This is a genomic window from Phytobacter sp. RSE-02 (genome assembly GCF_040578655.1).
GTDB classification, from domain to species: Bacteria; Pseudomonadota; Gammaproteobacteria; order Enterobacterales; family Enterobacteriaceae; genus Phytobacter; species Phytobacter diazotrophicus.
Map to the genome: position 1 here is coordinate 1 of NZ_JBEULY010000020.1, position 25,938 is coordinate 25,938.

At 55.1% G+C, this 25,938-nt stretch carries 27 protein-coding genes; 17 read left to right on the forward strand and 10 right to left on the reverse strand.

Annotated elements, in window-relative coordinates; genetic code table 11:
* Positions 1-249: 249 nt before the first annotated feature.
* Positions 250-1,263 (reverse strand): malate/lactate/ureidoglycolate dehydrogenase, encoded by a 1,014-nt coding sequence (locus tag ABU190_RS24575; RefSeq protein WP_354692616.1) that lies wholly within the window; start codon positions 1,261-1,263, stop codon positions 250-252.
* 257 nt (positions 1,264-1,520) lie between these two features.
* Between ABU190_RS24575 and ABU190_RS24580 the strand changes: the two genes are divergently transcribed.
* The 4 genes from ABU190_RS24580 to ABU190_RS24595 all read left to right on the forward strand — a co-directional run bounded on the left by ABU190_RS24580 (position 1,521) and on the right by ABU190_RS24595 (position 4,729).
* Positions 1,521-2,510, forward strand: coding sequence for an ABC transporter substrate-binding protein (locus ABU190_RS24580; protein WP_172600714.1), 990 nt, complete (start codon positions 1,521-1,523; stop codon positions 2,508-2,510).
* A 20-nt stretch (positions 2,511-2,530) separates the two neighbouring features.
* Complete coding sequence (locus ABU190_RS24585; RefSeq protein WP_041852276.1) at positions 2,531-3,373, forward strand: ABC transporter ATP-binding protein; 843 nt, start codon at positions 2,531-2,533, stop codon at positions 3,371-3,373.
* Positions 3,345-4,211 carry an ABC transporter permease subunit gene (locus ABU190_RS24590; RefSeq protein WP_041852236.1) on the forward strand — a complete coding sequence of 289 codons (867 nt, stop codon included), beginning with the start codon at positions 3,345-3,347 and terminating at the stop codon, positions 4,209-4,211. The genes ABU190_RS24585 and ABU190_RS24590 overlap by 29 nt, the downstream gene beginning before the upstream one ends.
* Positions 4,212-4,279: 68 nt before the next feature.
* Positions 4,280-4,729 carry a GNAT family N-acetyltransferase gene (locus ABU190_RS24595; protein ID WP_354692617.1) on the forward strand — a complete coding sequence of 150 codons (450 nt, stop codon included), beginning with the start codon at positions 4,280-4,282 and terminating at the stop codon, positions 4,727-4,729.
* A 45-nt stretch (positions 4,730-4,774) separates the two neighbouring features.
* Here the strand turns inward: ABU190_RS24595 and ABU190_RS24600 are convergent, their stop codons facing one another.
* Positions 4,775-5,242: a helix-turn-helix domain-containing protein gene (locus tag ABU190_RS24600; RefSeq protein ID WP_354692618.1), complete on the reverse strand. Its 468-nt coding sequence runs from the start codon at positions 5,240-5,242 to the stop codon at positions 4,775-4,777.
* A gap of 372 nt (positions 5,243-5,614) precedes the next feature.
* Here ABU190_RS24600 and pheP point away from each other — a divergent pair, with 372 nt between their 5' ends.
* From pheP to ABU190_RS24630, 6 genes are all read left to right on the forward strand, one after another.
* Positions 5,615-7,012 (forward strand): phenylalanine transporter, encoded by a 1,398-nt coding sequence (pheP, locus tag ABU190_RS24605; protein ID WP_041852233.1) that lies wholly within the window; start codon positions 5,615-5,617, stop codon positions 7,010-7,012.
* A 165-nt stretch (positions 7,013-7,177) separates the two neighbouring features.
* Positions 7,178-8,416: an MFS transporter gene (locus ABU190_RS24610; protein ID WP_041852232.1), complete on the forward strand. Its 1,239-nt coding sequence runs from the start codon at positions 7,178-7,180 to the stop codon at positions 8,414-8,416.
* Positions 8,417-8,431: 15 nt separating this feature from the next.
* On the forward strand, positions 8,432-9,496 hold the full coding sequence (locus tag ABU190_RS24615; protein ID WP_354692619.1) for a sugar phosphate isomerase/epimerase: 1,065 nt from the start codon (positions 8,432-8,434) through the stop codon (positions 9,494-9,496).
* The gene (locus ABU190_RS24620; protein ID WP_354692620.1) at positions 9,493-10,641 is read left to right on the forward strand and encodes a Gfo/Idh/MocA family oxidoreductase; all 1,149 of its coding nucleotides are present in this window, start codon (positions 9,493-9,495) and stop codon (positions 10,639-10,641) included. Before ABU190_RS24615 ends, ABU190_RS24620 begins: the two co-directional genes overlap by 4 nt.
* Positions 10,642-10,814: 173 nt before the next feature.
* Positions 10,815-11,795, forward strand: coding sequence for a LacI family DNA-binding transcriptional regulator (locus tag ABU190_RS24625; protein WP_354692621.1), 981 nt, complete (start codon positions 10,815-10,817; stop codon positions 11,793-11,795).
* 65 nt (positions 11,796-11,860) lie between these two features.
* Complete coding sequence (locus ABU190_RS24630) at positions 11,861-12,730, forward strand: DMT family transporter (protein WP_354692622.1); 870 nt, start codon at positions 11,861-11,863, stop codon at positions 12,728-12,730.
* Positions 12,731-12,735: 5 nt separating this feature from the next.
* On the opposite strand, the gene ABU190_RS24635 is transcribed toward ABU190_RS24630, so the two are convergent.
* Positions 12,736-14,157 carry an MFS transporter gene (locus tag ABU190_RS24635; protein ID WP_354692623.1) on the reverse strand — a complete coding sequence of 474 codons (1,422 nt, stop codon included), beginning with the start codon at positions 14,155-14,157 and terminating at the stop codon, positions 12,736-12,738.
* A 107-nt stretch (positions 14,158-14,264) separates the two neighbouring features.
* Here ABU190_RS24635 and ABU190_RS24640 point away from each other — a divergent pair, with 107 nt between their 5' ends.
* On the forward strand, positions 14,265-15,137 hold the full coding sequence (locus ABU190_RS24640) for a helix-turn-helix transcriptional regulator (RefSeq protein ID WP_041852226.1): 873 nt from the start codon (positions 14,265-14,267) through the stop codon (positions 15,135-15,137).
* A gap of 7 nt (positions 15,138-15,144) precedes the next feature.
* On the opposite strand, the gene ABU190_RS24645 is transcribed toward ABU190_RS24640, so the two are convergent.
* From ABU190_RS24645 to ABU190_RS24655, 3 genes are all read right to left on the reverse strand, one after another.
* The gene (locus ABU190_RS24645) at positions 15,145-15,942 is read right to left on the reverse strand and encodes a PhzF family phenazine biosynthesis protein (RefSeq protein ID WP_071193924.1); all 798 of its coding nucleotides are present in this window, start codon (positions 15,940-15,942) and stop codon (positions 15,145-15,147) included.
* Between the two features lie 61 nt (positions 15,943-16,003).
* The gene (locus tag ABU190_RS24650) at positions 16,004-16,372 is read right to left on the reverse strand and encodes an MmcQ/YjbR family DNA-binding protein (RefSeq protein ID WP_354692624.1); all 369 of its coding nucleotides are present in this window, start codon (positions 16,370-16,372) and stop codon (positions 16,004-16,006) included.
* Positions 16,362-16,952, reverse strand: a complete 591-nt coding sequence (locus tag ABU190_RS24655; RefSeq protein ID WP_041852223.1) for a TetR/AcrR family transcriptional regulator — start codon at positions 16,950-16,952, stop codon at positions 16,362-16,364. The genes ABU190_RS24650 and ABU190_RS24655 overlap by 11 nt, the downstream gene beginning before the upstream one ends.
* A 194-nt stretch (positions 16,953-17,146) precedes the next feature.
* On the opposite strand from ABU190_RS24655, the gene ABU190_RS24660 reads away from it, so the two are divergent.
* Together ABU190_RS24660 and ABU190_RS24665 are read left to right on the forward strand one after the other, a co-directional pair.
* Complete coding sequence (locus tag ABU190_RS24660; protein ID WP_354692625.1) at positions 17,147-18,247, forward strand: MBL fold metallo-hydrolase; 1,101 nt, start codon at positions 17,147-17,149, stop codon at positions 18,245-18,247.
* Between the two features lie 36 nt (positions 18,248-18,283).
* Positions 18,284-18,625, forward strand: coding sequence for a RamA family antibiotic efflux transcriptional regulator (locus ABU190_RS24665; RefSeq protein ID WP_041852221.1), 342 nt, complete (start codon positions 18,284-18,286; stop codon positions 18,623-18,625).
* 140 nt (positions 18,626-18,765) lie between these two features.
* Here ABU190_RS24665 and ABU190_RS24670 read toward each other — a convergent pair whose 3' ends face one another.
* The 3 genes from ABU190_RS24670 to ABU190_RS24680 all read right to left on the reverse strand — a co-directional run bounded on the left by ABU190_RS24670 (position 18,766) and on the right by ABU190_RS24680 (position 21,736).
* Positions 18,766-19,011, reverse strand: coding sequence for a DUF1158 domain-containing protein (locus ABU190_RS24670; RefSeq protein WP_041852220.1), 246 nt, complete (start codon positions 19,009-19,011; stop codon positions 18,766-18,768).
* A gap of 71 nt (positions 19,012-19,082) precedes the next feature.
* Positions 19,083-20,201 carry a YbdK family carboxylate-amine ligase gene (locus tag ABU190_RS24675; protein WP_132439448.1) on the reverse strand — a complete coding sequence of 373 codons (1,119 nt, stop codon included), beginning with the start codon at positions 20,199-20,201 and terminating at the stop codon, positions 19,083-19,085.
* 71 nt (positions 20,202-20,272) lie between these two features.
* Positions 20,273-21,736: a PLP-dependent aminotransferase family protein gene (locus ABU190_RS24680; RefSeq protein WP_125125137.1), complete on the reverse strand. Its 1,464-nt coding sequence runs from the start codon at positions 21,734-21,736 to the stop codon at positions 20,273-20,275.
* 233 nt (positions 21,737-21,969) lie between these two features.
* Here ABU190_RS24680 and ABU190_RS24685 point away from each other — a divergent pair, with 233 nt between their 5' ends.
* The 4 genes from ABU190_RS24685 to ABU190_RS24700 are packed head-to-tail and all read left to right on the forward strand — an operon-like array spanning position 21,970 to position 24,939.
* Positions 21,970-22,818, forward strand: a complete 849-nt coding sequence (locus ABU190_RS24685; protein WP_041852217.1) for a transporter substrate-binding domain-containing protein — start codon at positions 21,970-21,972, stop codon at positions 22,816-22,818.
* Positions 22,819-22,863: 45 nt separating this feature from the next.
* Positions 22,864-23,505, forward strand: a complete 642-nt coding sequence (locus ABU190_RS24690) for an amino acid ABC transporter permease (protein WP_041852216.1) — start codon at positions 22,864-22,866, stop codon at positions 23,503-23,505.
* Positions 23,506-23,519: 14 nt separating this feature from the next.
* Complete coding sequence (locus ABU190_RS24695) at positions 23,520-24,185, forward strand: ABC transporter permease subunit (protein ID WP_354692626.1); 666 nt, start codon at positions 23,520-23,522, stop codon at positions 24,183-24,185.
* Complete coding sequence (locus ABU190_RS24700; protein WP_071193918.1) at positions 24,178-24,939, forward strand: amino acid ABC transporter ATP-binding protein; 762 nt, start codon at positions 24,178-24,180, stop codon at positions 24,937-24,939. The genes ABU190_RS24695 and ABU190_RS24700 overlap by 8 nt, the downstream gene beginning before the upstream one ends.
* 94 nt (positions 24,940-25,033) lie before the next feature.
* Here the strand turns inward: ABU190_RS24700 and ABU190_RS24705 are convergent, their stop codons facing one another.
* On the reverse strand, positions 25,034-25,801 hold the full coding sequence (locus tag ABU190_RS24705) for an SDR family NAD(P)-dependent oxidoreductase (RefSeq protein ID WP_041852213.1): 768 nt from the start codon (positions 25,799-25,801) through the stop codon (positions 25,034-25,036).
* Positions 25,802-25,938: the final 137 nt, after the last annotated feature.

Sequence of the window (25,938 nt, forward strand, 5' to 3'; positions counted from 1 at the left end):
GCGTCCTTGCAGGCTATCCCCTCCGCCCGCTTCCCTGCGGGCGGCCCCGGTCAGCCGCCAACGCCTCATCGATTTTCAGCCGGACCCTGTCATCGCTGTCACTGTTTTATTCTTATTAAGCGGCGTTATCGCTGTAAGACGTAAAATTACTGGGGATCTCTCAGCCCTCAAGGGAGAGGGGTAAAAGCGGTTTCCTCGCACCTGGGGAGAGGGTTAGGGTGAGGGGAAAAGGTCACTTTGCGGGAAAATCTACAGCCCCAGCGCCTCAAACTGTTTCCAGCTCACCTCGTCAACGTAGATTCCGTTCTCCAGCCGCTGTTGCCTGGCGCGGGCTTCCGGTTCGCCGGGAAGCAGAACATCGTGCCCCTGCTGGTCGTGCTTCATCCAGTCCAGTTGAGCCATCACCTCCTTAACATAATTCTCGCCTGCGCCCAGCCGGGCAGGATCGAAAATAATAGAAAGCATATTATTGATGATGCCCTTGCGTGGCGGAATCTGGTGGCTCTCGGTCTCGCCGCCGGTTAACGCGGCCCCCAACAGGCTGCAAATCAGCGACAGCCCTGCGCCCTTATGCCCGCCGAAGGCCAGCAGCGCGCCATATGGCTCTTCCATTAGCCAGCGCGGATCGGTGGTGGGATTACCGTCTGCATCCACCGCACAGCCTGGCGGAATGGCGCGCCCCTCATTCCAGGCAATGCGCGCTTTATTCCCGGCGATGGCGCTGGTGGCGAAGTCCAGAATCACTGGCGCTCGTCCGCTGACCGGCACGCCCACGCAGAAGGGATTGGTGCCAAGGCGCGGGTTGCGTCCCTCAAACGGTAATACCGCAGACGGCGCGGCGACATTAGCAAAGTGGATCGACACCAGCCCCTCCGCGGCGACCTGTTCGGCCCAGGCGCCGATACGCCCCAGATGGTGTGAATCCGCAAGGCTTACCAGCGCGACGCCATATTGCTGTGCGCGTTCAATACCCGCCGCCATCGCCTGCCTGCCGAGAACCTGGCCAAAACCGTATCCGCCATGAAAAGAGAGCAGGGGGCCAGCATCGCGAATCAGCCGCAACTGCGCCGACGGTTGCAAATCACCCGCCAGAATGGCGCTGACATAGCGTGGAAGCAGGGTAACGCCGTGTGAATCGTGACCTTTTAGCGAGGCGTCGACGAGGTTGTCAGCGACCTGGCGGGCAATGTCTTGTGGGGTATTTACACGCACGAGATGCTGTTCCAGCAGTGTGCGCAATTGCTGGTGGGTTAATACGGGCATAATTAATCTTACCGCAAGCAGGGTTATTGTGTGTATTTTGACTATAGCGAGGATGCTTTTTTTACATAACCATCAAAAGTAACTTAGCTTTGCCACTTTTTAACTATTCATCTCCCATAAAATACCTCAAATCTCTATTATGAATTTTTAGCTAAGCATTGCGAATAAAATCATTTCCTTTTTAATGCCCCGCCAGCCAATCATTTTCCGGATATGACTTATGAAACCTCCGGGGAAAGGACATGAATAAAATGAAAATGATCGCCAGCGCAATGTTGACCGTCGCGCTGAGCGGTATTAGCGCATCGGCGCTGGCAGAAGGGAAAATCAGCATTGCACAGCAGTTTGGTATTGGTTATTTGATTCTTGATGTAGTGCGTGACCAGCAGCTTATCGAAAAAGAGGGGAAAAAAGAGGGGCTCGATATTGAGGTTGACTGGCGCACCATTTCCGGGGCGACAGGCATGAATGAAGCGCTACTTTCCGGCGCGCTGGATGTGGCATCTGCCGGGGTTCCACCGCTTCTGACCCTGTGGGATCGCACCAAAGACAAACAAAATGTGAAGGCGATTGCCTCATTAGGATCGATGCCTAACTACCTGCTCAGCAATAATCCGGCGGTGAAAACGATAAAAGATCTCAGCGATAAAGATCGTATCGCAGTACCCGCAGCAGGGGTGGGATTCCAGTCGCGAACCTTGCAGATTGAAACCGCCAAATTATATGGCAACGCCGATTTCAAACGCTTCGATAATATAAGCGTCAGCTTGCCACACCCGGATGCCAGTGCCGCATTAATTGCCGGTGGCTCGGAAATTACAACTCATTTCTCCAGTCCGCCATTCCAGTATCAGGCGCTGGAACACAGCAACGTACATAAAATTCTTAGCTCTTATGATGTGCTTGGCGGACAGGCGACATTTAACGTGTTGTACACCACGCAAAAATTTCATGATGAGAATCCAAAAACCTATAAAGCGTTTTATCGTGCGCTGGTCGAAGCGGCAAAAATTATTAATGCTGATAAAAATGCAGCCGCAGAAACCTATATTCGGGTAGAGAAATCTCGCCTGCCGCTGGCGCTGGTACAAAAAATTGTTAATGACCCGGAAATCAGCTTTACCGTCTCGCCTGAACGTACGGGTGTATACGCCGAAAAACTTCATGAGCTGGGCGTGTTGAAAAACAAAGCCGACTCCTGGAAAGACTATTTCTTCAACGAAGCGTGGGAAAACCCAGGCAGTTAAGCCGCATGGCGGAGGCAACGATGGCACAGACAACGTCCGACGGACCACTGCTGCAGGTCAGAAATGTGGATATTGAATACCGCACCCGTGAACGCCAGGTGCGGGCTACCCATGATGTCAGCTTTGATGTCTGGCCAGGCGATCGCTTTATTTTGCTCGGACCATCCGGGTGCGGAAAATCCAGCCTGCTAAAAGCGGCTGGTGGTTTTCTTGCGCCGCGCGGCGGGGAAATGTTGCTGGAAGGGCAACGCATTCGCGCCCCTGGTCCGGAGCGGATGATGGTTTTCCAGGAGTTTGACCAGTTGCCGCCCTGGAAGACGGTGCTGGAGAACGTGATGTTCCCGTTGCTGGCAAGTCGCAAGGCTACTCGTCCGGAAGCCCGAGACACGGCGCTGCATTTCCTGAGCAAGGTGGGGCTGGCGGACTTTGCCGATGTGATGCCGCATATGCTCTCGGGGGGCATGAAGCAGCGGGTGGCGATTGCCCGGGCGCTGGCAATGAAGCCGCGTATTCTGCTGATGGATGAGCCCTTTGCCGCCCTGGATGCCCTGACGCGTCGCACGATGCAAGAGGAGTTGCTCGCCCTGTGGGAGGAAGAACGCTTTACACTGCTATTTGTGACGCACTCTATTGAGGAGGCGCTGGTGGTGGGAAGCCGAATTCTGGTGCTGTCGCCGCACCCTGGCCGGGTACGTGCTGAACTCAATTGCCATCAATATTCCCTGAATGACTACGGTAGCGAAGCGTTTCAACATGCCGCCCGTCATATTCACGATTTGTTATTCCCGACCACGGCGAACGACCCGCGGCCCGAACAGAAACAGGAGCGTGCCTATGTCGCAGCCACCTTACATTCGTCCTGAGTTTGAGCGCGAGCTGGCGCCGCTGCGCGATCTCCCGGTTGAGACGCCGCTACCGCTGGGCCAGCGCTTATGGAATCAGACATGGCTGCGCAAATCGTTGATTCTGCTTTTGGTACTGGCGTTATGGGAGCTGGCCGCGCGGGTGGCGCAAAACGATTTGATGTTGCCAGGTGTGGTGCAGACAATGCATGCTCTGGCAGAGGATATGCGTAACGGCGAGTTGCCGGAGAAGATCGTCAACTCGTTTAGCACATTATTAAAGGGCTATTTGATTGGCAGCGTGCTGGCCCTGTTGGCGAGCGCGCTGGCAGTGACCACGCAGTTTGGCCGTGACCTGCTGAGCACGCTAACGGCGATGCTTAACCCATTACCCGCCATTGCGCTGCTGCCGCTGGCGCTGTTGTGGTTCGGGCTGGGGAATGTCAGCCTGGTGTTTGTGCTGGTACATTCGGTGATGTGGCCGATTGCGCTTAATACCTGGTCAGGGTTCAGTGGCGTGCCGGAAACGCTGCGCATGGCCGGGCGTAATTATGGGCTGAGTGGGCCACGTTATGTTTTAACCATTTTGATCCCGGCGTCACTACCGTCGATCCTCGCCGGGTTAAAGATCGGCTGGGCGTTTGCCTGGCGTACACTGATCGCCGCCGAGCTTGTGTTTGGCGCCTCGAGCGGCCAGGGCGGGCTGGGGTGGTATATCTTCCAGAACCGCAATGAATTGTTTACTGACAGGGTATTCGCCGGGCTGGTGACGGTGATTGCGATTGGCCTGCTGGTGGAGGGGGTGGTGTTTGCCACTCTGGAGAAGGTAACGATTAAGCGCTGGGGAATGCAGCGTTAGCGTTTTCTCCTCTTCCCTGTAGGGCGAGGGGCCGATCGCGCGCTCTGTGTCAGCCGTAAGAGGGAAGAATGATCCAGGTAGAAAGAGTCGATCCGCTATCGGCAGACTCGCAGGCGCTTATTGAAAAACTCTCTGCCGTGCTTGCGCGCATCACCGGCAGCAGCGGCAAGCGATCTTTTAACATTGATGACCTGCAATCTGCGCGTTCAGTATGGGCGCTGGCCCGAAACGCGCAGGGTGTTGCGATAGGCTGTGGCGCTATTCGCCCGTTAACCCAGGAAACGGCGGAACTGAAAAGGATGTATTCCACGGGGAGCGAAGCGGGGGTGGGCAGCGCAATACTGCGCTTCCTGGAAGAGGCGGCAAGGGCGCTTGGCTATCGCGAAGTTACCCTCGAAACGCGGCACGTCAACCACAAGGCCGTGGCGTTTTATGAAAAGCATGGCTATACCGTTACCGACAATTACGGTGTCTATATTGGCAGGGCTGAGGCGGTCTGTTTTATCAAGCGCCTGTAAGGTCCGGGCAAGGCGCTACGCACTGGCAGTAGCGCGCTTATCTCATTACTTGCGCAGCAGCTTTTGCAGCCTTTTTTTCTGCCACCCGCTAATCAGATTGCCAAAGACAAAAACACGCAGCCCACGCACCACCAGTAATGCACCCCAGATGGCAGCCACCCAGAGCGACCAGACGCTCTCTGGCGACGTGGTGCGATTGAGGATATAGAGTAAAACGCAGACCACCACCGCGGTTAATATCGAGCGGTACAGGCGGCCCTCTTCTTCCAGTTGCTTTCTGGCTTCCGTAATGCGCTGATCCAGCGCTTCATCGCCTTCGCTTTGTGTGCTGCCGGACAGTTCGCTAACGCTCACTTCAAAAACGGCAGCCAGGGCGCTGAGTGTTTCCAGGCTTGGTTGCTCCTGGTTTTCAATGCGCTGTATGGTGCGCACGCTTAATGCAGCCATTTCCGCCAGTTGTTCCTGTGACCAGGCGCGGGCGAGGCGAAACTCTTTCACTCGATTGGTACTCATCAGAATGTCTCCGTGGTAAGCAGGATGACAGCGTCGCCCAAAAGCGAAAATAGCGACACGACATGCACCCGACAGTAACCTGACAGCGGCATGACACGGCGCTTGCCGACCCACTTTGCTCTCTGATGTCCCGATATTCAAGCATAACGCGTGATACGTTTTTCTCGGTTTTCTTCTGCCGCAAATACACGGTTTTTGCCGGGGGCTTCTCAAGTCATTTACGCAGACCGGGTTATTATCCCGCGCGTCTCCATGGCAGGTGATATTGCGTGCCTGCTCACGACGCTTTTTTGGCGGCCCTGACTTTCTTGCTACACCGTGCCGTAAATGTTAAAAGGTGCGGCTTTACGAAAACACGAAAAGGGGAAAGACGTGAAAAACGCGTCAAGGGTATCTGAGCATTCAGCGGATACCGCGTCGGAATCGGGGCCGACGCTGCAACGAGGACTAAAAAACCGCCATATTCAATTAATCGCCCTGGGGGGCGCTATCGGTACCGGGCTGTTTCTGGGTATCGGTCCGGCAATTCAGATGGCGGGGCCCGCCGTGCTGCTGGGCTATGGCGTCGCGGGCATCATTGCTTTCTTAATAATGCGCCAGCTTGGTGAGATGGTGGTTGAGGAGCCGGTGTCAGGTTCATTTGCCCATTTTGCCTTTAAATACTGGGGACCTTTTGCTGGCTTCTTATCCGGCTGGAACTACTGGGCGATGTTTGTGCTGGTGGGCATGGCGGAACTGACCGCCGCCGGTATCTATATGCAGTACTGGTTTCCCGATGTCCCCACCTGGATCTGGGCTGCCGCCTTTTTCATCATTATTAATGCGGTCAACCTGGTTAACGTGCGTCTGTATGGCGAAACCGAGTTCTGGTTTGCTCTTATCAAAGTGCTGGCGATCATTGGCATGATCGGCTTTGGCCTGTGGATGCTGTTCGGCGGCCACGGCGGAGAAAAAGCCAGCTTTGACAATCTCTGGTCTCACGGCGGCTTCTTCGCTACCGGCTGGAACGGCCTGATCCTCTCCCTTGCGGTAATTATGTTTTCGTTTGGCGGCCTGGAACTGATTGGGATCACGGCGGCAGAAGCCAGCGAGCCGCACACCACTATCCCGAAAGCGGTCAACCAGGTGGTCTATCGCATTCTGCTCTTTTATATCGGTTCCCTGGTAGTCCTGCTGGCGCTTTATCCGTGGGTTGATATCAAAGCGGATAGCAGCCCGTTTGTGATGATTTTCCATAACCTGAACAGCAACCTCGTGGCATCGGCACTGAATTTTGTCATCCTGGTGGCCTCACTGTCGGTCTATAACAGCGGTGTGTATTCTAACAGCCGTATGCTGTTTGGTTTGTCGGTACAGGGAAATGCGCCGGCGTTCCTGACCCGCGTCAGCCGTCGCGGCGTGCCGGTGAACTCACTGTTCCTCTCCGGGGCGATCACGTCGCTGGTGGTGCTGGTTAACTACATCCTGCCAAAAGAGGCGTTTGGACTGTTGATGGCGCTGGTGGTGGCGACGCTGCTGTTGAACTGGATCATGATTTCGCTGGCGCACCTGAAATTCCGCGCCGCGATGCGCCGCAAAGGGCGCGATCCCCAGTTTAAGGCGCTGCTCTATCCCTTCGGCAATTATCTGTGCATCGCCTTTATGCTGATGATCCTCATCCTGATGTGCACCATGGACGGCATGCGCCTGTCTGCTATTCTGCTGCCGGTGTGGATCCTCTTCCTGTTTGCTGCTTTCCGCCTGTCACGCCGTTCTGCAAAACGCGCGTAATGATCGCTGCCTCGCCGGATCCGGCGGGGCATTTTCTCCCTGGTAAATTTATCGTGATTGATCTCCCACAATTGCGTCAGCATGCAGGATAAATAAATTGTAATCGATTACTTTTCTTGTTGATGCATTTTGTAATCGATTACTTTTTAAAGGTGAGGCAAAAAAATGGTGTCAACAACCGAAAGTAGTGGAAATCTGGTCCAGCATCGACTGCTGGTACCGCGGCTGTCGCTGATGATGTTTTTACAGTTTTTTATCTGGGGGAGCTGGTCTGTCACGCTCGGTCTGGTGATGACGCAGCACAACATGTCGCTGCTGATTGGCGACGCATTTTCCGCCGGGCCTATTGCGTCTATTCTGTCGCCGTTCGTGCTCGGCATGTTGGTGGACCGGTTCTTCGCCTCGCAGAAAGTGATGGCGGTGATGCACCTGGCGGGGGCCGCGATTTTGATGTTTGTGCCGCAGGCCCTGGTGGCGGAAAACGGCGCCATGCTGATTGCGCTGCTGTTTGGCTATACGCTGTGCTACATGCCTACACTTGCGCTGACCAACAATATTGCCTTCCACAGCCTGAGCAATATCGATAAAACTTTCCCGGTGGTACGCGTGTTCGGCACCATTGGCTGGATTGTGGCGGGGATCTTTATCGGCGTAACGGGCATTTCCTCCAGCGTGACCATTTTCCAGGTGGCGGCAATCTGCTCCGTAGCGCTGGCGCTTTATAGCCTGACGTTGCCGCATACGCCGGCACCCGCTAAAGGGCTGCCTGTCGCTATGCGCGATCTGTTCTGTGCCGATGCATTTGCTTTACTCAAAACCCGCCACTTCTTTGTTTTCTCGCTCTGCGCGACGCTGATTTCCGTCCCACTCGGCACCTATTACGCCTATACCGCCTCGTATCTGGCGGATGCCGGTGTGGCGGATGTGAGTACCGCCATGTCATTCGGTCAGATGTCTGAAATCTTCTTTATGCTGGTGATCCCGCTGCTGTTTCGCCGTCTTGGCGTGAAGTACATGCTGCTTATCGGCATGTGCGCCTGGTTTGTGCGTTACGCCTTTTTTGCCCTCGGCGTCAGTGAGGAAGGGCGCTTCCTGCTCTATCTCGGCATTTTGCTGCACGGTGTCTGTTACGACTTTTTCTTCGTCGTCGGCTTTATCTACACCGACCGCGTGGCGGGCGAAAAGGTAAAAGGCCAGGCGCAAAGCATGATTGTGATGTTTACCTATGGCATTGGCATGCTACTGGGCTCACAAATTTCCGGCGCGCTCTACAACCGCCTTGTCGCCGGGCAGACACTGCCACAGGCGTGGGTGACCTTTTGGTGGATCCCGGCGATTGCCGCGGCCGTTATCGCGCTGATTTTCCTTCTTTCTTTTAAATACAACGACCAAGAGCACGCATAAGCTGTAGGAGGTGCTATGAAAACCATTCAGGGGCCGGGGATTTTTCTGGCGCAATTCATTGGGGAGAAACCGCCGTTTAATACGCTTGAAGGGCTGGCCGGTTGGGCGGCAGGGTTAGGGTACAAGGCGCTGCAAATCCCCTGTAACCATCCGGCGATTTTTGATGTCGAACAGGCGGCGCAAAGCCAGAGTTATTGTGATGATGTGCGCGGCGTGCTGGCGGAGCGCGGTCTGGTGATTAGCGAGCTTTCCACCCACCTTGAAGGGCAACTGATTGCGGTACACCCGGCTTATGACGCGGCGTTTGACGGCTTTGCACCCGCGGCGCTGCGGGGAAACCCGGCGGCGCGTCAGGCCTGGGCTATAGAAAAACTGTTTCAGGCGGCGCGAGCCTCAAACAACCTTGGGTTACGCGCCCACGCGACCTTCTCCGGTGCGCTGGCCTGGCCTTATCTCTACCCGTGGCCGCCCCATAACGCCCTGTTGTTTAAAGAGGCGTTTGCTGAATTAGCCCGCCGCTGGCGACCGGTGCTGGACCGCTTTGATGAACAGGGTGTGGACCTGTGCTATGAAATTCACCCTGGTGAAGACCTGCATGACGGCGCCACTTTTGAGCGTTTTCTTGACGGCGTAGACAACCACCCGCGCTGCAATATCCTGTACGACCCGAGCCATCTTCACCTGCAACAGCTTGATTATCTGGCGTTTATCGATATCTATCATGAACGCATCAAAGCTTTTCATGTGAAGGACGCGGAGTACCGGAAGGAGGGCCGCAGTGGCGTGTATGGCGGCTATCAGAACTGGGTCGACAGGCCCGGTCGTTTTCGTTCGCCGGGCGACGGGCAAATCGATTTTGGCGCGGTGTTCAGCAAGCTCACCCAGTACGGCTATGACGGCTGGGCGGTGCTGGAGTGGGAATGTTGCCTGAAAGCGGGAGAGACCGGCGCGCAGGAAGGGAGCGAGTTTATTCGCCGTCACATCATCCCCGTGTCGGCATACGCGTTTGATGATTTTGCCGCCGGGCAAGAAGACCGGGGTAGTGTGCGTAACATGTTAGGACTGGGGAGTGTGGAATGATTCAGGTCGGGATTATTGGCACCGGGTTTATTGGCCCGGCGCATATTGAAGCTATTCGGCGTCTGGGCTTTGTTGAGGTGGTGGCGCTGTGCGATGCGAATCTGGCGGACGCGCAGCAAAAGGCGCGGCAGCTTGGCGTGCCGCATGCGTATGCCAGCGTGGAGGCACTGCTGGCGCATCCGGGGTTACAGGTGGTTCATAACTGTACGCCGAATCATCTGCATGCGGAAATTAACCGCCAGACCCTGCGGGCCGGAAAGCATCTGTTTTCGGAAAAACCGCTGTGCATGACCGCCGAAGAGGCGCGTGAACTGGTGGCGCTTGCTGAACAGGCAAACGTTGTGCATGGCGTCAGTTTTGTCTATCGCCAGTTTGCGATGGTTCAACAGGCGGCGAGTTTGCGCCGCTCCGGACGGCTGGGCAGGCTGTTTTCGGTCTACGGCAGTTATCTGCAAGACTGGATGCTGCTGGAAACGGACTATAACTGGCGTGTCGACGCGGCAACCGGCGGGCCATCGCGGGCGGTGGCCGATATCGGTTCACACTGGTGCGATACATTGCAGTTTGTCACCGGACGGCGCATAACCCAGGTGATGGCGGATCTCTCTATTGTCTGGCCGACACGTAAAGCCAGTCGCGGGGCCGCAACCTTCACTTCTACGCAGCAGGCCGCAGAGGTGGAGGACAAAACCGTGACTACCGAGGATGCCGGGTCGGTGCTGGTACGTTTTGATGATGGCAGTAAGGGCTGTTTTAGTGTGTCGCAGGTGAGTGCCGGGCGGAAAAATCGCCTCAGTTTTGAAGTAAACGGTAGTGAGTGCTCACTGGGTTGGGACCAGGAAGTGCCACAACAGCTTTGGATTGGCCACCGCCAGCAGCCGAACCAGATACTGACCGATGACCCAGGGCTGATGTCGCCGGATGTCGCCGCCAGCGCCCATTTCCCCGGCGGGCATATCGAAGGCTGGCCGGATGCGTTTAAGAATATGATGCTGAATTTCTATCGCGCGGTGCAGGACGGGAAAATGCCTGCCCGCGATGAGGCGCGGTTTGCCTCGTTCTATGATGGGGCCAGCGTGATGTTTATTATCGATGCCATCCTGCAAAGTCACCAGCAGCAAAAGTGGGTGACAGTGGCCAGTTGAGGTAGGTCGCCCCGGGCGGGTTGTCCCGGATAAGGCGTAACCGCATCCGGGACAACCCTGGCGGCGCTTATGCCTGCCATGCTACCCGCGCGGCACCAGGTGTGCATCGTGCATGCCATCCGACGTTGTGGTAGCCTGCTAGCCAGACGCTAACCGCAGGAAATATCGACGTTATGTCCATTCAGAAAATCGCCAGGCTGGCTGGCGTTTCCGTCGCGACCGTTTCGCGCGTGCTCAATAACAGCGAATCTGTTAAAGAAAAAAACCGCGAGCGCGTGCTCAAAGCCATTGCCGAAAGCAACTATCAGCCGAACCTGCTGGCGCGCCAGCTTCGTACCGCCCGCAGCTCAATGATTCTGGTGCTGGTTTCCAATATCGCCAACCCGTTTTGCGCCGAGGTGGTAAAAGGAATTGAAGAGGAAGCGGAAAAAAACGGCTTTCGTATCCTGCTGTGCAATACCGGTTCGGACATGGCGCGCTCCCGCTCGGCGCTGAACCTGCTTTCCGGGAAAATTGTCGACGGCATTATCACCATGGACGCCTCCTCGCGCTTGCCGGAACTGGCGACGCTTATCGGTAACGCCCCCTGGGTGCAGTGCGCGGAATATGCCGATGACGGCGATGTTTCCTGCGTGGGCATCAATGATGTTGGCGCCGCGCAATGCGTGATTGATCGATTACTGGCGCGCGGCTGTCAGCGTATCGCGCTGATTAACCACGATCTCAGCTATAAATATGCCCGCTCGCGGGAAGAGGGCTACCACAGCGGACTTAAGGCGCATCAGAGTGAGTATGCGTTTGTTGAGTATGCCAGCGACCTGAGTTTTAGCGCCGGGAAAGCGGCCATGCAGGCGCTGCTGCGCCACACTGAACGTCCTGATGCGGTCTTTGCGGTGTCGGATACCCTTGCGGCGGGGGCTGTGCTGGCCATTCACGAAGCTGGCCTGAAAATGCCGCAGGATATTGCGGTGGTCGGGTTTGATGGCACAGAACTGGCGGAAATGGTGACGCCGCCGCTGACGACCGTTTATCAACCGTCAAAAGAGATTGGTCGCAAAGCCGTGGGGCTGCTGCTCAATAAAATCGATAACCCCGAGGCTCCGGCGGAGAGGATCATGATGGACTGGCAGTATATTTCCCGCGCCAGCGCCTGATAATATTGATGTGATTTTTTTGCCAGCCTTTTCGCTGGCTTTTTTATACGTTGGGAGCTTTGCCCATGAACCGGCAACGACAAGCAGAACTGTTTCTGGTCATCACCACCATCATTGCCGCCTGCGGCTGGATTTTTTCCCGCGAGGCCATCTCCGGGATGCCCGTTTTTGCCTTTCTGGGGCTGCGCTTTTTAGGCGCGGCACTGGTATTGCTGCCATTTTGTCGCGGGCAGCGTATTGCGCTGGCGAAACTGCGGCAAGTTTTTATCAGCGGCCTGTGGATGGCGCTCAACCTGTGCCTGTGGATTTGGTCGGTGTCGACCACGCCGTCGCTGGGCGAGGGGGCATTTATCATGAGCCTCTCTATGCTGTTTGTGCCGCTGGTGGCCTGGGCCATGATGGGCGTGCGTCCGGCCCGCGCCTACTGGGAGTGCCTGCCGCTCGCCTTTATTGGCCTGGCGCTGTTAAGCCTGCACACGCCGATTGTCTTTCATCCCAGCCAGGGCTGGTTCTTGTTGACCGCTTTCGTGCAATCCATTTCGTTTTGCTACACCAGCCGCATTGCCCGTGATGTCCCGCTACTCCCGCTCACCACGGTGCAACTGGCGGTGACGGGGGTTGCGGGCGTGTTGATCTCACTTTTATTTGAACACTGGACGCAGCCGTTTACGGGCACCACTGCACTGTGGCTGGTCGCCAGTATTCTGATTGCCACCAGCCTGCGTTTTGGCCTGCAATTGCAGGGGCAGAAATATGCCGCTGTCGCCAGCGCTGCCATCATCATGGTGCTCGAACCGCTGCTGACGGTGATCGTTGCCGCCCTCTGGTACAGCGAACGTCTGCCGCTGCAAAAAATTATCGGCGGCGTGCTGATTCTGGTTGCACAAATCTGGTTTCGCTGGCGGCTGGTGGCACGCCTGCCGTCTAAAATCTAATCCCCTCAGTTTGCCGGGCAGCGGGGGGCGAGCTGCTGGCGCGCGCCAATCGCGGCGACGGCAAGCATCAGCATCATCACGATCTCTGCTACTAAAAATCCGCCCAGCGCTTCGTTGTAGTTGCCCTGGGTGAGATTGAGCAGATGCAAAAACAACCCGCCGAGTACTGCCGGGCCCAGGCCCAGCGTGGCCTGTTGCAGCGTACTGAGAATGGCGCTGCCCGACCCTGCGTCCTGAGTGGCAATGTCACGCATCCCGATACGGTAAAAACTGTTCACGATCAGCGCCTGGCCGTAGCCAATCAGCGCGGTAGAAGGCGCAAGGTTTAGGGCGTTGAGGCGCCCATGGGTCAACCAGAGCGTGGCGAACAGCGCCAGCAGGCCGCTTACTTGAATCGCAATGCCACTCAGCAGAATGGTACGTACGTTGTGGCGGGCAATCAGTTTCGGCGCATACCATGCCGAGGCGAAATAGGTCACCCCAAGCACAACAAAACTGTTACCGGATTGCCACGGCGCCATGCCTACGCCTGCCTGTAATGTCAGCGCCATACAGAACATAAAGCCGGACCAGGCGCTGAAAAACAGCAACGCAATTAACAGGCCGAAACGGATGCTGGGCAATTTGAGTAAGCGTGGCGGCATCAGCGGATGCAGCCCGTGCTGTTCCTGACGCAGCGCGCCGGCACGCATCCACAGTGTTAGCGGAATTATCGCCAGTAATGCCGCCTGGCTTTGCCATGGCCAGCCTAAATCCGGGCTGAGGGAGAGCGGGAAGAGCAGGCAGCATAAGATCAGCGCCAGCGCGAAGGTGCCCTGCCAGTCAATGCGCGTTGGGGTTTCATTGCGGGTTTCCGGGATATAGCGATGGCTCAATGCCAGCACCAACAGGCTTATCGGCACGTTAATAAAAAAGGCGTTTCGCCAGCCGAGCCCGGCGATATCTGCCGACACCAGCCAGCCGCCACCCATCTGCCCGATGATAAACGCCACGCCGCCAATCCCCCCATACAGGCTGATAGCGCGGGCATGGGCCGTACCTTTGAGGGTCACGTGCAGCGTTGCGAGAATTTGCGGCATGATCAGCGCGGCGCTCATCCCTTGCAGGGTGCGCGCCGCGAGCAGGGCGGTGATGGAGTTGGCGATACCGCACAGCAGCGAGGCGATTCCGAACAGCGCCACGCCCCATAAGAACATTTTGCGGCGACCAAAGTTATCACCCAGTTTACTCCCCATCGCCAGACAGACGGCAAACGCGACGCCGTACAGCGCAACAATCAGAGAGAGTTGCGTGGTATTGGTGTGCAGCGACAGCGTAATGGAATCAAGGGCGACGTTGGTGATCGAGGTATCGATCAGCGGCAGCATTTGTCCGGTCAACAGTAATAACAAGCCCGCACGACCGGGTGAAACAGCAGACGTATTCATGGTAACTCCATTGCGTCATTCATCGGATAGACGTAGCATCGCTGATACGAAAAACGGGTACCAGTTCTTGCTTATACTGGTACTGGCAATACCATGCTGGAGGTTTTATGAGCCTGATGTCGGAACGATCCCCTCTGTTGAGCGTCCAGGATGAGAACCGCAAACAGCTCGGCGCATTTTTACGCTCCCGCCGGGAAAGCCTTGACCCGCAGCGTCTCGGCCTGCCGCGCAGTGGGCGGCGTCGTACGCCAGGCTTAAGGCGCGAAGAGGTGGCCTTGCTCGCAGACGTTGGCGTGACCTGGTATACCTGGCTTGAGCAGGGCAGGGATGTGAACCCGTCAGCCAGCGTGATGCAGGCAATCGCCAATGCGCTGGAGTGTTCGGCAACTGAAACCCGCCACCTGTTTTTGCTGGCGGGGCTGACGCCTGCGGAAACGCCTGTGGTGCCGCAGTGTGAAGGCATCAGCATCGGGACGCGTAAAATGCTTGATAGCCTGTTACCCCAACCGGCCAGCATCCAAAAGTCCAATTTTGATATTGTGGCGTGGAATGACGCTTTTTCGCGGATGATGGGTGTTGATTTTCACCAAATACCGGAAGATGAGCGCAATTGTATTTATCTCTATCTGACCAACCCGACCTGGCGTAGCCGTATCGGGCGTAAGGAGAGTGTGCTACCGACTTTTGTTGCTTATTTCCGGGCGGCGATGGCGGAACATCGGGGCGACCCGCAGTGGGAAGCGAAGCTGGCGCGCTTTTGCGCAGTATCGGAAGAGTTTGCCTCGCTGTGGCATAAGCGCTACGACGTGCGAGGCGTTGAAAATCAACTGAAAACCTTTACCCACCCTGAATTAGGCGAATTTTCTTTGCAGCAAATGTACTGGTTTTCAGCGCCGCGTAACGGCTCGCGGCTGCTGGTCTATTTACCGATAGATGAGCGGGGCGAGCAGGCGCTGGCTTGGCTGGCAGAGCACGCTTAGCCGCTTCTCAAAGATAGAGTTTTCCGGCCAGGACCGTATGCGACTGGCCAGCCAGCGCTACCCGGCCTTCTGCGGTGAGCGCAATCTGCAATTCGCCGCCGCGCGGTGAGGCCTGCCAGGCACTGAGGGTGCGCTTATCCAGACGCGAACCCCAGTAGGCCGCCAGCGCGCAGTGCGCGGAACCGGTCACCGGATCTTCATTTACCCCCACCCACGGCGCGAAGTAGCGAGAGATAAAATCGTATTTGCCATTACCGGGTGCCGTAATGGCCACGCCGCGTCCGGGCAGTGCGCCAAGCGCCTGGAAGTTGGGTTTGAGCTGCTCAATGACCTGCGCGTCTTCCACCACAATCATCGCTTTCGGGCCAAATGTCCCACTGGCAGAGACGTCACTGGCGTTGAGACCCAGGGCGTCCAGTAAAGCGTTATCCGGCGCATAATGCATATCTGGTACTAAGAGCGGGAAATCCAGTTCGATAGTGTCAGGGCGGGCGGTGGCTTTAAGCGGGCCGGAAAGGGTGGTGAAGACAACGCTTTCTCCAACAGCAAGCTGCCCGGTCTGGCGCAAAATATGGGCCGTGGCGAGCGTGCCGTGACCGCATAAATCGACCTCAGCCTGAGGAGTAAACCAGCGCAAGCGGTAATCATCGCGTGCCAGAAACGCGGTCTCAGAGACGGCCATCTCTGCGGCGATCTGCTGCATGGTGGCGGTTTCAAGCGCCTGGGGCGTGATACACACGCCCGCCGGATTGCCGGAAAAAGGGCGTGTGCTGAAAGCATCAACCTGGTAAATCTCAAGTTCCACTGCGCGTGCTCCTGTCGGAAAACAAAACGCTACGGTAACGCGTTTTCGTTTTTCCGAACAGTCAGCGCGGACGCAGACGTTGCTGAGCTTTTTTCGCCAGCGTGTCGACCACCAGATCCCGCGAGTCGTTGATCAGATCGACAAGCAGAGCGTCGGTGATATCCTCGCCAGCAAAGATGGAGATCCAGTGCTTTTTATTCATGTGATATCCCGGCTCAATGCTGCGATAAATCTGTTGATTGAGCAGGGATTTTTGCGGATCTGATTTCATGGTCACCATAGGCCGACCATGAGCGGTGGTGATCATCATGAAAATCTTACCGCCGACTTTGAAAATGTCGTGTTCCGGGCCAAACGGCCAGCACGGTTCAGTGAACGGTAGTTCCAGCGCAATGTGACGTGCGGTCTCTTGCAGGGTTTTACTGTCCATCGCAGTTATCCACGGTGAGCGCGCGCCACATGGCTTCAAAGCCCAGCCGTTTGGTCTCTTTTGCTTTTTGCGGGTCGCGATTGGCGAAATCCATCGTGGTTTCTGCCAGCGTCAGAAAAATGGCGTCGCCAAAGGGTGAGAGCGCTTCGGAAAGAAATTCAGGCCTCACCGAGCGGTGGCAGATTTCATGTAGCTCAGGGAACATATCGATAACCTGCTGGCGCGTTTCCGGGGTGATTTTTTCGCTCACCGAAATCTGGCGAATCGCGTTATGTGCCGACGGGTGACGGATGCCCCAGTCGATATAGCTGTTCCAGATGGATTGGGTATGTATTTTGGAATTGCTGTGCGACCTGTCGAGGCTGTCGATCATGGTCTGGCAAAGGTCAGATTTTAAATGCAGGTAAAGCGCATTGAGCAGATCGTCTTTGGTGGCAAAATAACGAAACAGGGTGCCTTCAGCCACGCCCGCGTTACGGGCAATCACCGCGGTCGAGGCGGCAATACCGGTTTGCGCGATAGCGACAGCCGCCGCATCCAGTAATGCTAATTTCTTATCTTCACTCTTCGGACGAGCCACTACACTTTTCCTCATACATTTTGAAAAACCACGATTGAACCATGCCCACTGTGACGCTGCAACGCTGAACATCAAAGATTGAAAATCATCTTGACGACTTTCTATTCATTTCTATAATGAGTGCTTACTCACTCATAATCAAGTCCAGTCTATTTCAATGTGCCAACGGAAGGGACATTTTCTCGGATCAGGGTATGCATCGTCTCTTACTTAGCGTGGTTCTTATTATGCTCGTTGTATCTGCCGCCAGTTTGCCTTTTGTTTTGAACGCCGGATTTGGTCAGCGCCCGCAGGGTGAGCAACTGATCAGAGTAGAGCAGTCCCCGCACTACCGGGACGGTGAATTTCATAACCAGTTGTCTACGCCCAGCTACACAGGGCAAAAAAGCATGGTGGCGGCAATGTGGGAGTTTTTAACCACCCGTCAGGAAAATGCGCGCCCGCAGCGGCCATTGCCGATGGTGAAGACCGATCTGGCAAGCCTGCCGCTGGAGCAGGATACGGTCGTATGGCTGGGCCATTCATCCTGGTATCTGCAACTGGCCGGGAAACGCATTCTTATCGATCCGGTGCTGAGCAATTACGCCGCGCCGTTCTCGTTTCTGAATAAAGCCTTCGACGGTGACTATCCGTGGACGGCGGAGGCCATGCCGGAGATCGACCTGCTGATCATATCCCATGACCATTACGACCACCTGGATTACGCCACTATCAGGGCGCTGATGCCAAAAATCAAACGGGTGATAGTCCCGCTGGGTGTGGGATCGCACCTGCGTTACTGGGGCATGAATCCGGACATCATCCAGGAAGCGGACTGGCAACAAAAAATCACGTTTAGCAATGATCTGGAGGTGCATGTGCTGCCTGCACGGCACTTTTCAGGGCGCGGTCTGAAACGTAATCAGACGTTGTGGGCGAGCTTTATGTTCGTCACCCCGGATCGCAAGCTCTATTACAGCGGCGATACCGGTTACGGGCCGCACTTTAAAGCCATCGGCGAACAGTTTGGTTCGGTGGATCTGGCGATTCTTGAAAACGGTCAGTACGACCAGGACTGGAAGTACATCCACATGATGCCGGAGGAAACGGCGCAAGCAGCGGAGGAGTTAAATGCGCGGGCGGTACTGCCGGGCCACGCCGGACGATTCGTGCTGGCAAAACATACCTGGGACGATCCTTATAAACGTCTGGCGGCGGCAAGCCTCGGCAAAGGGTATCGATTGTTAACGCCCACCCTCGGCGAAGCGGTGCATGCGGCGGACAACGCCCAGCAATTCCGCGCCTGGTGGGAATAACGGTTTATTTCGAAGAGCAGAGAGGGGGAGCGCTGTATGACTATTTCCGCTCAGGTTATCGACACTATCGTCGAGTGGATCGACGACAATTTACACCAACCATTGCGTATTGATGATATTGCGCGCCACGCCGGATATTCAAAGTGGCATCTGCAACGGCTGTTTTTGCATTACAAAGGTGAGAGTTTGGGGCGCTACATTCGCGAACGCAAACTGTCACTGGCGGCGCGGGATTTACTCAATACCAATGATAAGGTCTACGATATTTGCCTGAAATATGGCTTTGATTCGCAGCAGACCTTTACGCGGATCTTTACCCGCACGTTCAATCAGCCGCCGGGCGCCTGGCGCAAAGAGAATCATCCGCGCGCGCATTGACGCATAAGCCCGGTGGCCTAAGGTCAACCGGGTTTTTTTTTGGCCTGGATGACACCGCCCGGTGTGCTGCTTCTCTCTTTGTGGCAAGGGGAAAAACATCCCGGATGGCGGCGCAAGCGTCTGACTCGGGCTACGACCCCTTAAGCCAGCGAAAACCAGCGGCGCCAGATAAAGCGCACCACGTAGAACTCGATCGCACCCAGTAGTAGAAACCACAGGCAAAACAACACGGTATAGAGCTGATTCAGGTCCTGAAAATGGAAGGTATCCAGCAGTTTTTGCGCCAGTACCAGCCCCAGAGAAGGGGCGGGTAGCAGCAATACCGAGATGAAAGCCATCAGCAGAATACCTGCCGCGGTGGTTAATGTTTCCAGTGGGTGCTTCATGACAGTTAATCGCTTGTTAAAAACGACATTGTCCGGGAAAGTGCGTAAGGGTGCAATCTCCCTGCACCGTTCTAGCCCGCTGCCCAAATCTCGGTGTGTTTTTGCACCAGGCCGATCAGCGAGCCGCCGTCGGCGACAAAATCGCGCATCATTTGCGATTCGCTCTTCCCTCGTTTGACGAAATTCATCAGCTCGGAGATAGCGCTGCCTGCGTTGAGTTTATCTGCCCATGGCGCAACTTTTTCCAGCATTCGTTCGATATCGTCGGCTATTTTACGCTGCTCGCCGGTGTGGACATCGGTAATGATCCCCTCCAGACCAAAACGGCAGGCCTGAAAACGGTTGAATTTGTAGAGCAGGTAATCGCGCTCCTGATGTTTGAACGGGCGCTCTGCAAGCAGCCAGTGGGCGATAGCCTGAATAAATCCAGTGACATTAATGGCATGCGCCAGGGTCAATGGCGTATCCATTACCCGCACTTCGACGGTGCCAAAATGGGGGCTCGGGCGAATATCCCAGTGCAAATCTTTAATGCTTTCAATCATGCTGGTGTAGCTCAGGCGACGAAATAGCCCTTCAAACTCTTGCCAGTTACTGACCCAGGGCATGGGGCCATTATCCGGAAAAGAGGAAAAAATATTCAGACGCGATGAGGCGAAACGGGTATCGGTACGCTGCACGTATGGGGAAGCGGCGCCAAGCGCGATAAAATGCGGCACAAAGCGCGATAAGCCATGAAGAAGATAAATGGCGTCATCGCCACTCGGACAACCCACATGCACATGTTGGCCGAAAACGGTCGCCTGCTGCATCAGGTAGCCAAACATTTCCAGCGTCCGGTGATAGCGTTCATCGTTGCTGATCTCCTGACGCTGCCATTTTTGAAACGGGTGCGTGCCGCCGCCGCAAATCTGTACGTGATGCTCGTTTGCCGCCTGCAAAATAATCTGCTGCATAGCAGAAAACTGATGTGCCGCCTGATTGATGTCGCGACAGACCCCTGTCGCAATTTCCAACATACTTTCCGTGATGTCGTGCTTGACCTCACCGGCTTTGACCTGTGCTTTTACCGCATCGATCAGCCGCGAGGAGTCCTGACTAAGGTCGTATCCCGGTGGGTTAACGACCTGCAACTCAAGTTCAATGCCCAGGGTAAAAGGAGTGGAAACGTGAAAGTCGGGTAGAGGCATATTTTCTTATCCTTTCCTTGTGAGGTTGGGATTAAGTATAGGCATGCCCTCTAAACCCGCCTTTATGCGAACTATCCGATTTGCTCCAGTTGTCCACGCAGCACTTCCACGCCAGGCACGATGGCATCCGGATTGATGGCGTGAAACCCCATTCGGAAATAGTTATCCGGGGGGGCGTCGTCAAGAAAATGCCTCGCCCCCGGTTCAATTAATACCCCTGCATGGGCTGCGCGCCAGGTGAGTTGTTGGGTACTGATATGCTTTGGTGTACTCAGCCAGAAGGCGTTGGCATGTTCGCTGCCACCGAAGGTTTTGCATTCGGGCAAAAAAGTTTGCAGCGCGTTATGTAAGGTATCCCAACGGCGCGCGGAGTCTTCGTGGTAGCGGCGCAGGTGCGTCTCGTAATGGCCCTGAGCCAGAAAATGGGCCATCTGATACTGAATGTTGGTTGGTGGATGGCGATAAACCAGGCGGCGCAACGCACGGGCTTCGTCGATGATTTCCGGGGCAGCCACCATAAAACCGAGTCGCAGACCTGGCGAAAGGGCTTTTGACAGACTGCTGACATAGATAACGCGGCCGCTGCGGTCACTGGCTTTCAGCGCCGGTAACGGATTTTGCGTAAAGTTACTTTCCGAGTCGTAGTCATCTTCAATGATCACCGCGTCATGCCGGGTAGCGTATTCGAGCAACTGGACCCGGCGCGCTTTACTCATGGTGACGCCCGTCGGCACCTGATGGCCCGGCGTCACGTAGTAGTAATCACAGGGCGTTTCGCCCAGCACAATGCCTTCTTCATCAACCGGATGCGGAACGATATGGGTATCGTTAAGCAGAAAGGTGTTGATCGCTTCACGAAATCCCGGATTTTCGACCGCCACACGCGTCTGCCGGGACATCAACAGGCGGGTCAACAAATAGAGGGCGTTCTGTGACCCCAGCGTGATGAGGATTTCGTCCGGAGCGGCCACGATACCGCGCTTTGGCAGCACCCGGGTGCGGATCTGCTCAACCAGCATGGGCACATCCTGATCGATATGGTCGATAACCCAGGAAGGGTCTCGCACGCCGCCGTGCAGCCAGTTTGCCGCGGCGCGCCAGAAGGCGAGGGGGAACTGTTGTGTGTCCGGCTGGCCGTAAATAAACGGGTAGCGATAGTGCATCCAGCCAGCCGGTTTAAGGATAGATTCCTGCTGGCTGGGCGTGATTTGCAGGCGGTTGCCCCATCGTGGTGCAGCGCTTTCGCATTCAGGTGCAGTTTGCGACACGTTTTGGCCGGCGTGGTAGTAATCCGGGTGCAGGTAATACCCGCTGCGTGGGCGGCTGACCAGATACCCTTCGTTGACCAGGCTTTCAAACACCAGCGCCGTGGTATTGCGAGAAACATTAAGCTGACCAGCCAGTTGGCGACATGAGGGAAGGGGCGTATCGGCCGGAAAAATGCCGCTCAGGATGGCGTTTATCAGTGATTCACGCACCTGTTCCTGTAACCCACGCTGACCATCAAAATTGACATGCAAAAGGTGACGAATCATGACGCACTCCGCTGGAAAAGACATGGATATATTTGAGCAAATTCCATACCAGCTTCCCGTTATCTGACACATTCATTTGCCGAAACTGGCTCTATTCAGAAAGCAAAAAGGCTCCCTATTGTAAAAACGCAGTCACAAAAGCGCGGTCAAGAAACGCAGTCGGCATATTTATTGCAATAGTTCCAGCATGTCTGGGATGAACCTTTCTGGCATATTTAATTAAGGGTAGAGAAATGAAAAAAGTATTCGGCAAATATTGTCTTGCAGCCATGTTCACTTTGGCTTTTTCTTTACACGCAGTCGCAGCAGATTTACCCGAAATCGAAAAATCTGGCACGTTGAAAGTGGCGACCGAAGATGACTATGCGCCCTTTAACTTTATGAAGGATGGTAAATCGGAAGGGTTTAACAAGGATATGCTCGACGAGTTGCGTAAATACGCAAAATTCAATATCAACCAAAGTATTTTACCCTGGACGGGGCTGCTCGCCGCCGTCTCTACCGGACAATACGATATGGCGTTAACCGGTGCGGTGATTACCGATGAACGTCTCAATGTATTTAATTTCACCCCGCCATGGGCATCTGCCCAGCATTATTTTGTGAAACGCGCAGATGATAAAACATTAAATACCATCGCCGATTTGAGCGGTAAAAAAGTGGGCGTCCAGGCGGGTAGCGCATTATTAGCGCGTCTGCCGGAACTGAAAGCGATGCTGGAGAAAGTGGGCGGTAAACTGGGCCCGGTTGTGGAATATCAATCTTACCCGGAAGCCTATGCCGATCTTGCCAACAAACGCGTCGATTACGTGATTAACGTGGTTATCTCCGTCAACGACCTGGTGAAAGCGAAGCCGAAAGTGTTTGCCAAAGGGCTGCCGGTCTCTGGCCCAGGCTACATGGCATGGCCAATCTCCAAAAGCTCCCCGGAATTACTGGCGTTCATGACCAAATTTATGAATCACATGACCGAAACCGGCAAGCTGGCTGAGTTGCAGAAAAAATGGTTTGGCGAAACCTACGATCTGCCGAAAGAGCCGATCACCAGCGCCGATCAGTTCCATAAGTTAGCGGGTTTATAAGTTCAATGCGGCGGGTAACCGCCGCCAGTTAGAAAAGGGGGCACCATGGATTCAATGGCATGGCAGTTATTAATTGAAGGCGCATGGACGACCCTCTGGATTTCGGGCGTGGCTATCGCGTTCGGGGTGGTCATCGGTCTGGTGATCGCCTTTATTCGAATGATGAAAATCCCGGTCGTCGACCAGGTGCTGGTGGTCTATATCAGTCTGGCGCGCGCCACACCGCTGGTGACGCTGGTTCTGTTCCTGTTCTTATCGCTGCCGACGCTTGGAATAAACCTGGATAAAACGGCGGCGGCGATTGTGGCGCTGACGTTGAATACCTCCGCCTTTAATGCCGAAATCTGGCGTAACGCATTTCGTAACTTCCCTCGAGAACAGCGGGAAGCTGCCGAATCTGTCGGTATGCGGCGCTGGACCTATTTCCGTTACATCATGCTGCCGCAGATGTGGATTGAAAGCCTGCCTGCGCTGGTCAATGAGATGTCTTTCCTGATTAAAGGCAGCCCGGCGATAGCGATAATCGGCGTGGTAGACCTGACCCGCGTCACCAATCGCATCTCTTCGGTGACCTATGAACCTCTGTCGCCCATTCTGGCGGCGGGATTGCTCTACGTCATCATTATCGGCTTGTTGCTGAAATTGCAGGGCATGGCGGAACGTAAAGCGAAGCGCCTGGCGCGATAAAAGCAGGAGGATATATGAGTCAGTGGAGTATTGTCTGGTCAGCACGCGAGAGTTTTTTTAATGGCCTGCTTTCAACGCTTGAGCTGTTTATTATTGCAGCCATTGTCGGTTTATTTATCGGGATTTTGCTGTGCTACATTATGGAATATCAAAATCGCGTTATTGACAGAGTCATTATTGCTTTCGTCAGCCTGATGCGTGCTGTTCCCTTTTTGATTCTGGCCTATTTACTTTATTACGGTCTGCCGCAGTTGGGTATTAGTATGGAAGCCTGGACTGCCGGTCTGTTAGCGCTGGTGATTTATCATGGTGCCTATTTCTTCGAGATATTACGCAGCCAGCGTCGTATATTTTCCGCGGGTTATATTGAAGCCGCTGTGTCGCAGGGGTTTTCTCGCTATAAAATCTTTCAGCGTATCGTCCTGCCTAACATTTTCTCTTCTGCACTGCCGCTGATGGGTAACCAATTAATTATCTGTCTGAAAGACACGGCCTTCCTGTGCATTATTACCGTACAGGAGATCACCGCTGCCGCGAATAGCGTGCAGTCGACGTATTTTATTCCGTTTAACGCCTTTATCGTCGCCATTGCGCTGTACTGGGGCATCAGCATTTTACTTGAATTGCTGATTAAACGACTAAGCCAATATGGAAACAAGCGAGGAATGACCCATGCCTGAACAAAGTGCGGTTAGCGTTAAGAATCTGTCCAAGCAGTTTGATAACGTTGAAGTATTGCGTGATATCAACCTGACGGTGGAGAAGGGCACGGTGGTGAGTATCCTCGGTTCTTCCGGTTCCGGGAAATCGACCTTGTTGCGCTGTATGAACTGGCTGGAGCAGCCGGATCGCGGCGAAGTGCGCATTAGCGGTCAGCGGCTGGGTATTGATGACGCCTCAGGCAAGGCCATGTCACATAAAGAGTTGTCCAAAATCCGCGAACGCGTGGGAATGGTATTCCAGAGCTTTAATTTGTGGCCGCATCTGACGGTGTTACAAAACGTCACCGAAGCGCTGATCCACGTGAAGGGCATGAAGCGGGACGCGGCTGACGAGATTGGTCGTCGTCAGTTAGATAAGGTCGGGATGAGCCATAAAACGGATGTGTATCCGATTACCCTTTCCGGCGGACAGAAACAGCGTGTGGCGATTGCCCGTTCGTTGGCGATGTCGCCAGAGGTGATCTTGTTCGATGAACCGACATCGGCGCTGGATCCTGAACTGGTCAATGAAGTGTTGGGGGTGATGAAAAACCTCGCCGCCGAAGGATACACGATGGTGGTGGTGACGCACGAGATGGATTTTGCCCGCCAGGTGTCGGATGAGGTGGTATTTTTGGAAAAAGGGTTGCTGATCGAGAAGGCATCGCCAGAGAAGTTCTTTACCAATCCGGATTCGGACCGGGTACGTAAGTTTTTGCAGTCCAGCCGCTAATGTCCCTTCTCAAGGATAGACCCGGTAATCATCGCGTTACCGGGGAATAGCCTGGATGCGGCGCAAGCGCCTTATCCAGGCTACCACAGACATCTTAATCCCGGTCAATGGCAAACGGCTGCCAGGCCTGACGCACCGGCATGACTTCCACCCGGTTAATATTCATATGGTCTGGTAGTGTGGCGATGTAGAACATCTGTTCGGCGATATCCTGTGCGCTAAGCGGCGTGGTGCCACGGTATAAGTTATCGGATGCCGCCTGATCGCCTTTGGTGCGAACCAGCGTGAATTCGGTTTCCGCAATACCCGGCGCCAGATCGGTCACCCGCACACCTGTACCCAGCAAATCGCAGCGCAGGTTATAGCTAAACTGTTTCACAAACGCTTTGGTTGCGCCATAAACGTGGCTACCCGGATAGGGCCATTGTCCGGCAATCGAACCAATATTGATGATACTCGCCCCTGCGCCATGCTGAATCAACGTGGGCAGCAGCGCGTGAGTCACATTGACCAGCCCGGTGACGTTGGTATCAATCATGGTCTGCCAGTCTTCCAGCTCAACGTTTTGTGCGGGTTGCGGTGAAAGCGCCAGCCCGGCGTTATTGATAAGCGTGGTGATATCGGCGAACGCGGGTGGGAGCGCGGCAACGGCCTGCTTCACGGCATCTTTATCGCGTACATCCAGCTCAATAATGTGAACGGGTACTTCTGCCGCCAGCGAATCCTGCAACGCCTCAAGGCGTGCCAGACGGCGTCCACTCAGTACCAGCGACCAACCTGCTTTGGCAAAGACCCGCGCGGCGGCTTCGCCGAACCCGGATGTCGCGCCGGTAATAAAGACCACTTTCTTTGCTGTTGTCATCTCTCTCTCCTGTGCTGGTTTCTTCCGCCACTATAAAAAACGCGCGCGCAGGAGAGACAGAGCCAGTTGGTGAGTAAATATGTGACACGTGTGTCACATGCCGCTAACAAGACTGGCTCTACCTGACTGCGCCAGGT